The sequence below is a fragment of the Rhizobium sp. CCGE531 genome (genome assembly GCF_003627795.1).
Classification (GTDB): domain Bacteria; phylum Pseudomonadota; class Alphaproteobacteria; order Rhizobiales; family Rhizobiaceae; genus Rhizobium.
Genome location: NZ_CP032685.1, coordinates 652,961 through 665,717, shown reverse-complemented (window position 1 = coordinate 665,717; position 12,757 = coordinate 652,961). Strand labels below are relative to the sequence as shown.

Annotated in this window: 12 protein-coding genes; 4 read left to right on the top strand and 8 right to left on the bottom strand. The window is 59.7% G+C overall.

The genetic code is table 11. The features are described 5' to 3' along the window. Positions 1–14 precede the first annotated feature (14 nt). Positions 15–2,351, bottom strand: a complete 2,337-nt coding sequence (locus tag CCGE531_RS22560; protein WP_120667954.1) for a glucose/quinate/shikimate family membrane-bound PQQ-dependent dehydrogenase — start codon at positions 2,349–2,351, stop codon at positions 15–17. Between the two features lie 355 nt (positions 2,352–2,706). On the opposite strand from CCGE531_RS22560, the gene CCGE531_RS22555 reads away from it, so the two are divergent. Continuing rightward, a complete protein-coding gene (locus CCGE531_RS22555) occupies positions 2,707–2,895 on the top strand; it encodes a hypothetical protein (RefSeq protein ID WP_120667952.1) in 189 nt (62 codons plus the stop codon). A 57-nt stretch (positions 2,896–2,952) separates the two neighbouring features. Here the strand turns inward: CCGE531_RS22555 and CCGE531_RS22550 are convergent, their stop codons facing one another. Continuing rightward, positions 2,953–3,681 carry an alpha/beta hydrolase-fold protein gene (locus tag CCGE531_RS22550; RefSeq protein ID WP_120667950.1) on the bottom strand — a complete coding sequence of 243 codons (729 nt, stop codon included), beginning with the start codon at positions 3,679–3,681 and terminating at the stop codon, positions 2,953–2,955. Then, positions 3,678–4,637: an acetylxylan esterase gene (locus tag CCGE531_RS22545; RefSeq protein ID WP_120669327.1), complete on the bottom strand. Its 960-nt coding sequence runs from the start codon at positions 4,635–4,637 to the stop codon at positions 3,678–3,680. Before CCGE531_RS22545 ends, CCGE531_RS22550 begins: the two co-directional genes overlap by 4 nt. Positions 4,638–4,916: 279 nt before the next feature. Here CCGE531_RS22545 and CCGE531_RS34360 point away from each other — a divergent pair, with 279 nt between their 5' ends. Both CCGE531_RS34360 and CCGE531_RS22535 read left to right on the top strand, forming a co-directional pair. Continuing rightward, positions 4,917–5,135 carry a hypothetical protein gene (locus CCGE531_RS34360; protein ID WP_162943980.1) on the top strand — a complete coding sequence of 73 codons (219 nt, stop codon included), beginning with the start codon at positions 4,917–4,919 and terminating at the stop codon, positions 5,133–5,135. A gap of 30 nt (positions 5,136–5,165) precedes the next feature. Continuing rightward, positions 5,166–5,471: a hypothetical protein gene (locus CCGE531_RS22535; RefSeq protein ID WP_120667946.1), complete on the top strand. Its 306-nt coding sequence runs from the start codon at positions 5,166–5,168 to the stop codon at positions 5,469–5,471. A 148-nt stretch (positions 5,472–5,619) separates the two neighbouring features. On the opposite strand, the gene CCGE531_RS22530 is transcribed toward CCGE531_RS22535, so the two are convergent. From CCGE531_RS22530 to CCGE531_RS22515, 4 genes are all read right to left on the bottom strand, one after another. Further along, positions 5,620–6,498, bottom strand: a complete 879-nt coding sequence (locus tag CCGE531_RS22530) for a spore coat protein U domain-containing protein (protein ID WP_245459369.1) — start codon at positions 6,496–6,498, stop codon at positions 5,620–5,622. 85 nt (positions 6,499–6,583) lie between these two features. Then, a complete protein-coding gene (locus CCGE531_RS22525) occupies positions 6,584–8,947 on the bottom strand; it encodes a fimbria/pilus outer membrane usher protein (protein ID WP_120667942.1) in 2,364 nt (787 codons plus the stop codon). A 22-nt stretch (positions 8,948–8,969) separates the two neighbouring features. Further along, the gene (locus tag CCGE531_RS22520) at positions 8,970–9,689 is read right to left on the bottom strand and encodes a molecular chaperone (RefSeq protein WP_120667940.1); all 720 of its coding nucleotides are present in this window, start codon (positions 9,687–9,689) and stop codon (positions 8,970–8,972) included. A gap of 25 nt (positions 9,690–9,714) precedes the next feature. After that, positions 9,715–10,212 (bottom strand): spore coat U domain-containing protein, encoded by a 498-nt coding sequence (locus tag CCGE531_RS22515; RefSeq protein WP_120667938.1) that lies wholly within the window; start codon positions 10,210–10,212, stop codon positions 9,715–9,717. 492 nt (positions 10,213–10,704) lie between these two features. On the opposite strand from CCGE531_RS22515, the gene CCGE531_RS22510 reads away from it, so the two are divergent. Then, a complete protein-coding gene (locus CCGE531_RS22510; protein WP_120667936.1) occupies positions 10,705–11,322 on the top strand; it encodes a hypothetical protein in 618 nt (205 codons plus the stop codon). A 130-nt stretch (positions 11,323–11,452) separates the two neighbouring features. Here CCGE531_RS22510 and pepT read toward each other — a convergent pair whose 3' ends face one another. Beyond that, positions 11,453–12,685, bottom strand: a complete 1,233-nt coding sequence (gene pepT / locus CCGE531_RS22505) for a peptidase T (protein ID WP_120667934.1) — start codon at positions 12,683–12,685, stop codon at positions 11,453–11,455. Positions 12,686–12,757: the final 72 nt, after the last annotated feature.

Genomic DNA, 12,757 nt, shown 5'->3' with positions numbered 1-12,757 from the left:
CCAAAACCATCTGCCTATGGCAGCGTATAGCCGATCACATAGTCGCCCGGCTTCGTTCCCACGGAGCCGTGACCACCGGCGACGATGACGACATATTGCCTGTTGTCGCTTGCCGTATAGGTCATCGGCGTTGCCTGGCCGCCCGCCGGCAGGCGTGCCTGCCAGAGCTGCCGGCCGCTGGTGACATCATAGGCTCGCAGATAATCGTCCACCGCGGCGGCGAGGAACGCAACGCCGCCCTTGGTCACCATCGGGCCGCCGATGCCGGGAACGCCGACCTTGAAGGGAAGTGGCAAGGGCGTCATGTCATGGACGGTGCCGTTCTTGTGCTTGTAGGCGATCTTGCCGGTCTTCAGGTCGACACCGGCGACATAGCCCCAGGGCGGCGCCTGGCAGGGAATGCCGAGGGGGCTGACAAAGGGCCCCATATAGACGCCATAGGGCGAGCCCTCGTTTCGGTTCAGGCCCTGTTCGCTGCCCTTGTCGCCAGCGCCCTTCGGCGGGATCTCGGCGCGCGGCACCAGCCGCGATGTGAAGGCCAGATAGGTCGGCATGCCGAACATGATCTGTCGTTCCGGATCGACTGCGACACTGCCCCAATTGAAGGTGCCGAAATTGCCGGGGAAGATGATGGAGCCGCGCAGCGATGGCGGCGTATAGCGTCCCTCATATTGATGCTGATGGAAGGAGATGCGGCAGGCGAGCTGGTCGAACAGCGAGACGCCCCACATGTCCTTTTCCTCGAGCGGCGGCGGCGAGAAAGTCAGGTCCGAGATCGGCTGACTCGGTGAGGCATGATCCTCGGGAATGGTGCCGCCCGGCGCCGGAATCCCCTTGAAGGGAATGATCGGCGCGCCGGTCCGGCGATCGAGTACATAAATGTCGCCCTGCTTGGTCGAAGCGACCAGCGCGGGAACCACGCTGCCATCCGCCTTGGTCAGATCGAAGAGCACCGGCTGGGCCGGCACGTCCATGTCCCAGAGATCATGATGGACGAATTGCTGCACCCATTTGAGCTGGCCGGTGTTGATATCGAGCGCCACCACCGAGGAGGAAAAGCGTTCGACGTTTTCGCTGCGCCCCATGCCGAGCTGGTCGGGCGTCTGGTTGCCGAGCGGGATATAGATCATGCCGAGCGCCTCATCGGCGCTGGAAACCGACCAGCTGTTCGGCGAGTTCGTGGTGTAGGTCTGTCCCGCCGGTATGGGGGCCGTATGGTCCGGATTGCCCGAGTCCCAGTTCCAGAGCAGCGCGCCGGTCCGGGCATCGAAGGCGCGAATGACGCCGGATTGTTCCTGGGTCGAGTAATTGTCGTTGACCGCACCGCCGATGATGATCTTGTCGGCGACGATGACGGGTGGCGACGTCGAATAGTAATAGCCGGCGGGATTGTATTTCATGCCGGCTTCCAGATGCAGCGTGCCCTGATTGGCAAAGCTCGGGCACACCTTGCCATTGGCTGCGTCGAGCGCGATCAGCCGGGCATCCGAAGTCGGCAGATAGACTCGGTCGGCGCAAGGCGTTCCGGCTGCGGCAGCCGTGTCGTGATAGTAGGAGACGCCACGGCAGGTCTGATGCTGGCGGTTAGGGTTCATGCCGGCATTGGCGTCGTAACGCCATTTTTCCTTGCCGTCCTTTGCGTCGAGCGCGATCGCCAGACTGTGGGGCGTGCAAATGAAAAGCGTGTCGCCCACCTTCAGCGGCGTGACCTGATAGGTGGTCTCGCCGATATCGTCCGGGCGCTTCACATCTCCGGTCTGATAGCGCCAGGCTTCCTTGAGGCTGGCGACGTTCTGCGTATTGATCTGATCAATAGGCGAGTAGCGCTGGCCGAAGGAGGTTCTGCCATATTGATGCCACTCGCCGTCAGGCACATCGCCGCCCATCGGCGCATTCGACACAACGGTCGTCGGCAGCTGGCCGGCTAGGTCGTGAGGATCGGTCGTCATCGAATAGACGGCAACGACGATGGCCATGATGAGAGAAATGGCAAGCGGCCAGGGATTGGCTCCATAATGAACCCCGTCGAGGCTGCGAAAACCGAGCGGACGCCGGATCCAGGGTGTCAGCAGCCACAGCCCGATCAGGATGATGAGGCCGCCGCGTGGACCGAGCTGCCACCAGTCGAAACCGACCTCCCATATGGCCCAGGCAAGCGCTGCAAGCACGAAAATCGCATAGAGCCAAAGAGCGGCGACCTTGCGCATGGCAAGCAGGATGGCCGTCAGGAGAAAGGCGAGCCCAGCCAGAAGATAAAAGAAACTGCCGCCGAGCAGCACGAGCCAAAGTCCGCCGCCGCCGAGCGCCAGACCAATAAGTGCCAGAATGATCGAAGTGATGATGATGGCCATGATCCGTTCCAGTCTATCCGCCGATTGGACAGTGATTGATCGAAGGCATGCAAAAAACACCCGGGGTCCAAATGGAGTCCGAGCTGGTCTTTAAGTCGAAATCGATGTCGGTTGTTTCGCTGGCAGCATCCAGTGCCGTTTCCAAAGTGATTTGGATCGATGCATCAAGCTCCCCAATCCATCAGAGATTGAATGCCAGGATTGCAAGAATGTTCCAACCCGGCCGGCCGTTCAAGTTCGATACCGCGTCGTCCGAATTGATTAACGGACGTAGTTAATTTTTTAACAATTATGCGGATACTAATGGAACAAACATTGGAATCAAGGGTTTCCGTGCCGAGCCGGAGGACTAAAGATGAATCTGAAGATCGTTACCGCCCAGTCGGAAGTCGAGACCGCCGACACCGGAACCTATCCGGATGGCATGATGGAGCGCATTCTGGTTGAGTTCTCCGCGAGCTCCGAGCAGCAGCATCGCAAGTCTCATGAGCGGGACTACGGTGCGCGCAAGGCTCTGAGGCCAGTCCCGGCCGGACTTGCCTGATATCCCGCCCAGCGGACGCGAACTCGCCACAGGCGAGGCGCAAGGTCGATTGCCTGATCAGATGTAAAGCGGTGCCATTCTGCGCCACGCGCCGGCTCGATGCGCACGTCCATTCCACACGTGCAACCGATGATCGATTTGTTTATCGGCCAGCAGACGACTGAGATGGCGGTTGTTGTCGATGAAGGGATCGGCATCTCCGATCGTCATGACGATCTCGATCTGGCGCAGCTTCTCCAATCGCCATTCGCAGGCCAGCCCCGGCAGGAAATGTGTCGGCGTGTGAAAGTAGATTTCGTCGTCGTAGTAACCGTCGAACAGATCGGTGAAGGATTCGACCGTCATTGTCAGATCGTAACGGCCGGAAAAGGCCACCAGCTTGCGGAAAAGGTGAGGGTGCCGGAAGACCAGGCTGGCAGCCTGGAATGCGCCGAGGCTGCAGCCGTGGACGATGGTACACTCATGCGCATTCTTCTGCGCCATCAACGGCAGGACTTCGTTGAGGATATAGTCCTCGAACGCGTTATGTCTGCGAATGCGCTCGGCCGGGTGGCGATGAACGCTATAGAAGGTTTCTCTCGCCAGCCCTTCGATGCAATAGAGCTGAAGGTGCCCGCCATTCAGCTTGTCGGCGAGGCTGGCGACAATGCCGATCTGCTCATATTCCCAGAAACGACCGTCGCGCGTGGGGAATACCAATACCTTGGCGCCGGCATGGCCGAACACCAGCAGCTCCATGTCTCGATCCAGCCGCGGGCTGTACCAGCGCAGGTATTCGCGGTTCATAGCACCTTGAAAAATCGCCCGACCTTGTCTCGCAGAATTGCGTTCTGCTCTTCGCTGCCAGCATAATCGAAGTGGCCGGCATCCAGGATGAATATTTCATTAAACTTCTGCAGCGCATTTGCGACGGCGAACTGGCAGGGCGGCGCAACGGCTGGATCGAAAAGGGCAGGCGCGACGAGCATCGGCACGGTGATTCGGCTTGCCGCGATCGCGGCATCGAAGAAACGCAGGGTTTCCAGAACGCTGCCATGTTGCTTCTGATAGGCCTGAACGGATTGCGCGCTGCCAACGGTCGGCAAGGTCAACCATAGCGGACGATGGCCGAAGGTCGGGACCACGAGATGGCCGCGCCTGATCCTCGCATCGAACGGAATTGCCAATGCACCGATGCCGCCGCCAAAACTGATACCGCTATAGCCGATATGACCGGCAAGCCATGGATAAAGGATCTCCAAGGTCGAAACGGCAAGCCAGACGTCTTCGACGCAGCCGCCGATGACGTAGGTGTCGCGATTTTCGATGCCGTGGACGACATGCCCCGACGCATCCGCGGGGATCGGCGGGCGGGCGCTTAGAGAAAGCCCGCGACTGCAGGGAAACAGAACCGCGGTCTCTTCCAGCGGCAGATCGAACTCGGGCTGGTCCCTTCCTCCATATCCATGTCCGACGACGAGCCCGCGTCGCACCTGACCATGGCGAGGGACGAGTAACCAACCATTGATCTGAAACGATCCCGTCGACACGTAGCTGATATCGAAAACATGCCAGTTGTCGTGACGCAGCCTGCTGTGACGAAGCTTCGGTTGCGGGTCGACGGCAATGGCGCTTTTGTAGCGCTTCTGCCAGAAATCGTCGAAGCCGGGAGGGGCCTCCGGCGTCCCGATGGCCTGCAACTGGCTCAGCTGCATGCCGTAGGTCGGATCGAAGTCGAAGAGATGGGCTGTCGGTATACTCATGGCAAATCTGTCGCGTGAAAAGATCGGTAACGCAAGGATGAACAATACCAGCCCGCTGCCCGCAAATCGGCAGCATCTCCATCCGTGAAATCGCCGGGAAAGTCCATCATCTCCGGTGATATTCTTTCTCTGCGGTTTCGCCACACACAACGAAAAAATGACGCAAATAGGCTGGGTTTCCTGCGCACTGCTGTCGCCGCCCTCCCGTCCTTGGCGTATAGTAAGCCGATGATCAGGATCCTAACGATACTCGCGGGAATTTCGGTTGCAGGCTCCGCTTTGGCAGGGCAAAGTCAGATCGCCTACAAGATACAGGATTGCTCGAATGCGGTGGACGAAGTCCTGTCGAAGACGAAGGGACACCTTCTATCCGTCAAACCCAGCGACAATCGCTGTATTGTGACCGTGATCGTTCCGCATGGCGAGCAACGGCCCGAAAAGGTCGTGGTTCGTGTCGACTACACCGGTACCGACGATGGCCAAGAGAATGGCCAGTAGCAGCAAGCGGTAAAAGGGACCGCGAGAAACATGGGCGAAGTCATCCAGTTCCGGCCCACAAGCGAACATGGCAAGCATCGTGATGCGCAAGCCCGCCTGGAAAGGGAGCTGCTGCTTCCCTTCGCGAACATTGGACCAGCCGCGAAAAAGCGCTCCGGCATAAATTCCCCCGACGCGTCACCCGGTGCGACATCGAAGATGAGCTTTCCGCTGAACGGCATTGTCATCGTCCTGGGTTCGATCCTGGTCTATGCGCTGGTGATATCGCATGTGGTCGGCCAGCCCCACTACTCCGCTCGCGCCAACTTTATGCCCCCGGCTTTCGTTCAGAACTAGAGCGGTTCAGTTTTTCACTGAATCCCTGAACCGCTCTATCTCTTGGTTATCTAGCAATTCCGGACGGAAAACCGCTGCGCACTTTTCCTGGAATTGCTCTGGATCTGCCGCAACGGCCGATTGACTGGCCCGCCGCCGGCAATTCGCCTCAGTAGGTAAGCGTGACCACGACCGTATCGGTGTAGACCCCGGGAGACGGAGTCGTCTGCGGCGGTACGCGGCCATAAACCGTCAGAAGCTGAGCTGCACCCGTTCCGCTTCCAGCGACGGTGCTTCCCGGCGTATTGGCATCGCCCCAGGGCTGCAGCCGATTCGTATCCTTGTAGAGGCCGTAAGTCACGGTCTCGGCCCCTTTCGCCATCTTCCGTGCTGTCGGCGCGGCATTCGCGGTGCCGCCATTCAGGGAGATCGTGTAGCTCGTGCCCGGCGTACAGGTCGCGGTTACCGAGCCGGTGGCGTCGACATTGGCGCGCAGCACGCCCTGCGTGCCGAAATCGATATTCTGGACGCTGACTAGGCAGTTGGCGGCGATGCTCGCATTGACGCTGAACGATGCGGTTCCCACCGTTCCGGACGGCGAAGCGCAGCTGGTGGCGCTGCTGTAGCTGTAATAGAACGAGGTGTCGGGAGAGGTGAAGCTCGATGTATAGCCGCCCGGCGCCGCCGTCGGTGGAGTCCCGAGTGCGGCTCCATAGACCGTCATGCTGCCGGTTGCGCCAACCAACGAACCATTCAACAGGGCCATTGTCAGCGCATAGGCCGGTGCCCGTGACGGATAGGACCAGCTGCTCGACCCCCAGATCACGCTCCGGCCAGAATCGGAGTAGAGCTGATAGTTCAAAGAACTTGCTCCGCTCACCATCTGGCGGGCTGCCGACGAGGATGCTCCACCACTGCCGGCGGCGATATTGGGGCAAATCAGGAGTCGCTTGCCCAGGTCCAGGACCCCTCCGGAACAGCTTACATTTATCGTGGATGTTGAATTGACCGGGGTGCCCGACAAGGTATCGACCGCGCCAAAGTTCATATCGGTCGCGGTGAAGCTGCAACTCTGCGCAGCGCACAGTGAAGGCAACAGCAAGACGAGCAGAAGGGCAATCGATCGCAGCATCCTAAAAACACCTGACATCATCGATTACCACCTGCTCGCCTCGTTGCTGCTTGTAGGCGAATTCGGCATGGCACTTCGTTCCATCTTCCAGCGACACGTCGATCGAGTTGCGCGCATGCAGTCCGCGAATATAGGCTTGGCCGTCATAGCCGACGGCAAACGCCTCATCCGATCCCAGCAATGTGCCGCTCAAGCCTGCCCGCAGCAGCGCCCCGTTCTTGTCTCTGATCGTCACGAGTGCCGCCTGCGGCGCTTCCGCTACGCCGAATTTGACGACGACACCGCTGCGATCCGCTGGGACGACAATTTCCCGGGTTGCCGGCACATCGGCGTCGACGGGAAGATTCTTGGGATCGATGGAAACGGTATTGGGTTCATAGGAATTTAGGTTCGGCACGAGAATGCGGCCGCTCGAACCGGTCTTGCCGATCGGCCTGTTCTGCTGCTGGACTTCGACATCGGGGGCGCCGACGTCGACCACGGCGAAGGCATCATCGATCCGGTTGGTGGCAAAGATGCCGCCGCCCGCGACCGCGATGGCGCCGTCCATGCGGGCGACCGCCCGTGCCTGGTGGTTCTGCTGCTGGACGCCGGCTTCGAACTCAGCGAATGGCGCTCTATAGCTGATCGCAGCCTCCCGGTTGGCGTCCTCGCCTTCGGAGGTACGCAGCCGCCAACCGACGCTGCCGTCTTCCTGGCGCTGCGGCTTGGAAACGTCGGCAACCACGTCAAGCCCGTTCGGCCCGCTCTGGATGCCGGTATTCGCTGTGACGCTGTCGCCGAAGGGAATGGAAAGGCCGGCGAAGAGGCCGAAATTGCTCCGTTCATCGAGATCGGTGAAGGCAGTGGCGTAGAGTGTCGCGCGCCTGAATGTCTGGCTATATGAAAGTCCCGCGATGCGGCTCTTGCTTCCGTCCGAGTTTTCGAGCCTGGTATAGGAAAGATTGAGGCTGGAAAGGTCCAGCGGCGCCGGCACGCTGAGGGTGACCTGATCGATGGCGCGCGGCACGCCGGCGCTGAATATGGTGAATTCGCCTGCCGTGCTCGCTGTCGGTCTGGCGGAAACGGATGCTATGTCGTCGTAATCGTCGAAGGCGCGCTCTATGCGCGCATAGAGCGCCCACCTGTCATAGCTCAGCTCAAACGAAGCATTCAAGAGTGCGCCGGTGCGGGAGCCGCTTTTGCTCCCCGCGCCTGCAACCGACGCCACGCCCCAGGCGCCGAGAGGGAAGGCCGCCCCGACACCGCCATTCAATAGATCCGCGCCACCTTCGAAATGCCCCTCCAGCGTCAGCCAATCGGTCAATCCATAACGAGCCGTGGCGACGCCCATGATCCGGCCGTCGTAATCGCTCGATTCCGTACCGAAGTTTCGCCGCGGGACACCGAGTTCCGCCGAAAAATCCAGAAGACCACGGCGCAGAAGCCAATTGGACGCATAGAAGGGTAAGGTCTGCGTCGTCTCCCGCCCCAGGCTGTCGCGCAAGACCACCGTCGCTTGTCCGCCGCCGGAAAAGACGGGGAGATTGGTCACTTCGAACGGTCCTGCGGGAACTTCACCTGAATAGGTGCGGACGTTTTGCGTATAGATATCGAGCGTCGATGGGACGGCGGCGCTGCCGGCAAACGCAGGCAATGGCTCGGTCACCAGATCGGCGCGCAGCGCGAAATTGCGCTGGAATTGAATGCCGCCGAAATAGACCGGCCGCGTCCAGGAGAGGCCGCCCGTCGTTATGTCGCCCGCGCGATAGGTAATGAGCCTCGCCGGATCGGAGTAGCTCCACGTCGTATTCAGGCGGGTTATCCCATCGAGGCTGCCGTTGGAGTAGCCGGCCAGGAAGGATTGGCTGAGCGTTCCGTAGGGGCTGAAGAGACGGGCATCGAACGAGCCGGATATGCCTTGGAACAGGTTCGAACCATCTTCGAAAAGGCTGTTGGAGCTCGCATAGAGGGAATAGTTGAGAACGGCGCCGTAACCGGCCTGGGGCGTCGGGACCGTGCTTTCCTGTTGCCGCCTGACATCGATGACGTGCGGTGCGCGACCCTTGTCGGCCGTCTGGATATAGAGCCGCTGGGTCTCCTCGTCGATCTGATATGACAGGCCGGGCAAGGCTTCGAGTTCGACCAGCTTGTTGTCGGCGGCATCAGCCGGAGGCTTTATGCCGACCTCGCGCAATTCTTCGGCGGCTGCCGCAAGCGAGCCATTCGGGCGTTGTTTGAAATTACCGATCATCTTCATCGACGCGTTGTTGATGAATACTTCCAGGTAGATGTCGCGGGTGCCGACCGGCTGGTCCGCCGTCACGGCCGCCGACGGCAGATTGGGCACTTCCTGAGCATGCAGCGCCGAAACTGAAAGACACATGTATAGGAGAACGGCACCGGCGCTACCGTTGATTAACGGCGACTTTTGCATCGAACGGCCCAAGATCGCTCTGGCCATGTAGCGTTACCGCGCTGCCGGAAAGGGATTTCGTAGCCCCGATCGGCCATTGCATCGTCGCGCCGCCGAGCACATATCCGACCAACCCGTTACGGCCGCTGATCTTTGTTCCTCCTTGCGCCAGAGTGAGGTTCGACAAACGGAAGCGGCTGCCGCCATTGTTCTTGCCGACCAGAACGAGACCGCTGCCTTGACGGGCGACGCTCCAGGAGACATCGGGCGCCTTCACATCGGCCTGCTTGAAAAAGATGGGAATGGACTGGCGCATGATGAGGGTCACTGTGCCGGCCCGTGCCCGTGCCGGATCCGGCAACTCGTCGACGATGACGCGATAGGTCTCTTCCGCTCTGACTGGCGCCTTGCTCGTACGGATCACCCGGACCACGTACTGGCCATTCGGGTTCATCCTCGTCGAGGGAGGACTGGCGACAACATCCCTTGTCGGCTCCAGGCGCTCTATGCCGTCGGCCTGGCTCCATTTGAAAACGCGTATCTGCACATTGATGGGATGGTCCCCGTCATTGCCCAGGTTCAAAACAGTCGCGCTGGCTGGCGCGATGAGTTCGAGACTGGTGGGCGCTACGCGCAGGGACGCCGCGTTCATGCCGTAAGCACTGAGACAAAAAAGCATGGACGCGGCAATGCATGGCAACATGCGTCGCATGACAGCCTCCTGGACTGATGGGTTTTCAGTAAGTGACGGTGACCGCCACGGTATCCGTGTAGACGCCCGCAGCCGGTGTGGTCTGCGGCGGTACGCGGCCATAGACGTTTACGTTCTGGACCGCGCCATTGCCTGTACCGGTGACGGTGTCGGTGCCTATGGTTATGCCCCAGGTCTGCGTGCGGGCGGCGTCGCGATAAATGCCATAGTTGATCGTTGCGCTGCTCGGCCCGGTCATCACACGAACAGCCGTCGTCGCTCCGCTGCCGGCGCCGGCACTCAAGCCGATGTTGTAGCTTTGCCCCGATGTGCACTGAACGCCGATGGTGGTGGCCTGATCGATATTGGCGGCGATGACGCCGTTGGTGCCGAAATCAAGATCGTTGGCGCTCTGGATCAGGCACTGCGCCTGGATGGTAATGCGGACTGTCATATTGGCCGTCGCCGTGGCAGCCATCGTGGACGGCGCTGCTGCGATCATTGTGATAGCAGCAAGGACAGCGCCGCGCAGCATTCTCTGCATTCGTATTCCCCCTCAGCACATCCCTCAAAGCATCAGAATATAATAAAATAATCACATATCTGCTTTGCTGGCAATGAGGGAGAAAAAGACGGACGAGAGCGCTACAGTATCGAAAGTATACCCCCGAAGTATAATTTCGTTTTATTGAGCAATTACCTACGTATGATTGGTAATTTTGAACAATATGGTTAACGATGAATGAAACCTATGGTCGCGGAAACTGGATGGCGGCGGCGAGAGTATGAGCTTCATATTCCGCGAATCATGCCCTTGAGAAAAGGCTGACGATTCGCCCGGGTCAAACTTTGAGAAAGAGGCGTGGCGGGCTCACGGATCGAACGGCGGCCCGTGACCTGCCGGTCACCCCTCTTGGACCAGCGCCTCCATCAACATCTTTTTGCAAAAGGTCCGCAATTAGCCATGTTTCGGTAAAAGCTCCGCCACAGTTCGCATCAGAATAGGCAAGCGAGATCTTGTCCTAAGGAGCGATCGATGGATACGCAGCCTATGAGATGGTGGAATGGCCAAAACGAGACGACCCGGCGGCTAGGTTCCGGGCTTGCCGTTTGCGGCACGGTGGTTGGTGCTCTCTACATGATTGTTCAGACCGCGCCGACGGAACGCGCCATGCGCATTATCGATGACAGCGGTCGAATTACGATCAGCAGCGGCGGGCTGCTGGACCATCTCGGGTCGAATGGGGTGCAGGTTGCGGTGGATGCGAGCCCGGCCCAACAGGTAATGTCGGTGCCGATCCCGCAGCCATCGCCTCTTGCCGCTGCGAAAAGCAGCGCTCCGGCGAAGAAGGTCGCTTCACGCATCGATGCCGTTAAGACGAGTGTCGCGGCATCCGGTGGCGTCGAACGTTTCGATCGCTGCCTACCGCAATGCGAAACACGCGATCCTTTGATCTCGGGATATCCGCAATATGCCGAGGCGGAGCCATCCCTTGTCAGGGACGACGATCCGCCTCCCGTCGTGGACGAAAGGGGTGGCTTTCGCCCGCTGGCCGGTGCGCGCCATATATTGACGAAAGCTGTGGATGCGCCAGGCGTGCTGCTGCGGCGAGGCCGCGAGACGCTCGACAACGTCGCTCGCTTAGATTGGTAGATCAGGAAAAATGCCTATTCTCGGAAACGCTTAAAGCAATTCCAGGAAAAGTGCGCAGCGGTTTTCCGTCCGGAATTGCGAGAAAACAAAGAGATAGAGCGGGCGGGGATTCCGTGAAAAGCTGACCGCTCTACGAGCGTTCCGCCCAGATCTTCGCCAATTCAACGAGCGTCTTCACGGCTCTTTCCATATCCTGGCGGCTGACCCATTCCAGCGGCGAATGGAAGGCATGTCCGCCGGCAAAGATATTGGCGCAGGGCAGGCCCATGAACGAGAGCCTGGAACCGTCCGTACCGCCGCGAATGCTGCCGCGCACCGGCGTCATACCGGCCCGCCGGATGGCTTCGACGGCATTGTCGACGATCTGCGGGTGGCGATCGAGGATTGCCTTCATGTTGCGGTATTGATGTCTGACCGTAAATGTATGGGAGGAGCCGGGATAGGTGGCCATGGCGTCCCTGACGATTTGCTCCAGCATATTCTCCTTGACCGCAAGACCCGCCTCATCGAAATCGCGGATGATGAAGCCGAGCGCCGCCTTCTCCATCGAACCGCTGATGCCGGTCGGATGAATAAAGCCCTCCCGGTCCGCGGTCGTTTCGGGAGCAATGTCTTTCGGCAGCCTGTCGATGATCGCACCGGCGATCTTGATGGCATTTTCCATCTTTCCCTTGGCGAAGCCCGGATGAATGGCCACGCCCTGGATGACGATCTCGACGCTGTCGGCCGAAAAAGTCTCGTCTTCTATATGGCCTGCCGTTTCGCCATCGACCGTATAGGCGAATTGTGCCCCCAGCTTCTTCAGGTCGACCTTGTCGACGCCGCGTCCGATTTCCTCGTCGGTCGTGAACAGGAGCTTGATGGTGCCGTGACGGATATCCGGATTATCGACGAGATATTTGGCGGCCGCCACGATCTCAGCGAGGCCCGCCTTGTCATCGGCGCCAAGCAGCGTCGTACCGTCCGAGGTGATGATGTCATTGCCGATCTGATCGCGCAGGGCAGGGTGCTCGCCCACAAGGATGACCTGCTGCGGATCGCCGGGCCGGCGGATATCGCCGCCGCCGTAGTTCCGCAGGATTTGCGGTTTGACATTCGTGCCGGTGAAATCGGGCGCGGTGTCCATGTGGGAGCAGAAGCAGATCACGGGAACCGGTTTATCGACATTCGACGGAATGGTCGCATAGACATAGCCATGCTCGTCGAGATGTGCGTCGGCAAGGCCGATCGCCAGCAACTCGTCAACAAGAATGCGGCCAAGATTTTTCTGCTTTTCGGTGGAAGGTTGCGCGCGCGAGGTCGGGTCCGATTGCGTATCGATGACGACATAACGAAGAAAACGATCGGTGACGGTATCGGTCATGAACCTGGCTCCAATGAATCACGTTTTGTTTAGCTATAGCGCCGCACCGGCGCCGTCCGCGCGAAAAATGAT